Below are 396 nucleotides of genomic sequence, written 5' to 3' on the forward strand. Positions count from 1 at the left end.
TATTTCCTGGGGGCAGAAAGTATAGATCTGCTTACTGTGATCATGTTGTCTATTGGAGGCTACTGTTTGGTGGGTGCATCAAATGCATATAACCAGATCCTTGAAAAAGATTTGGATGTATTGATGAAGAGGACCAGCAACCGGCCTGTGCCTTCAGGAAGAATGTCTGTCAACACTGCATTTATAATTGCCAGTGCACTTACGGTCACAGGTCTTGTGATCCTGTATCTCATTAATCCCAGGACGGCAATGTTTGGCGCCATAAGCATCTTTTTGTATGTGTGCGTTTACACTCCTTTGAAGACAAAGACTCCTCTTTCTGTATTTGTGGGTGCTTTTCCCGGTGCAATACCCTTTATGCTGGGATGGGTTGCAGCAACTGGAAACTTTGGAATC

1 protein-coding gene is annotated in these 396 nt (G+C 44.2%); it reads left to right on the top strand.

Features of this window, described 5'->3' with window-relative positions:
• Nucleotides 1–396, top strand: a 396-nt coding sequence (locus HC176_RS17175) for a protoheme IX farnesyltransferase (RefSeq protein WP_167920223.1), incomplete at both ends; no start/stop codon positions are given.

It is taken from the genome of Tamlana crocina, assembly GCF_012037625.1.